This window comes from Mesorhizobium sp. M2A.F.Ca.ET.037.01.1.1 (genome assembly GCF_003998075.1).
Classification (GTDB): domain Bacteria; phylum Pseudomonadota; class Alphaproteobacteria; order Rhizobiales; family Rhizobiaceae; genus Mesorhizobium.
The window spans coordinates 1-381 of the sequence record NZ_RZSA01001883.1 but is presented as its reverse complement, the minus strand read 5'-3'; the positions used below and the strand labels follow the sequence as shown (position 1 = coordinate 381).

1 pseudogene is annotated in these 381 nt (G+C 62.5%); it reads left to right on the top strand.

Going from position 1 to position 381, the window contains the following annotated elements:
• A pseudogene (locus EOA27_RS40295) lies at positions 1-381 on the top strand (ABC transporter); the annotation flags it as partial.

Here is a 381-nt window from a genome sequence, read left to right as displayed (position 1 = left end):
CTGTTTGCTCGCGTGCTGTTGCAGGATGCCGACCTCATCCTGCTCGACGAGCCGTTCAACGCCGTCGACGCCAAGACCGTCGGCGACCTGATCCAGCTCATCAAGCGCTGGCATGGCGAGGAGCGCACGATCATGGTCGTCGTCCACGATCTCGATCTCGTGCGACAGAATTTCCCCGAGACCTTGCTGCTTGCCCGCCAGCCTGTTGCCTGGGGCGAGACAAAAGAGACACTGCGGCCGGAAAACCTTCTCAAGGCACGGCGCTTCCACGAGGCCTGGGAAGAGAACGCGCCCTGGTGCGAGCCGGACGACCATGACCATCATGGGCACGATCATCACGACCATGCCCACGGCCATGCGCATGATCACGACCACCAGCAC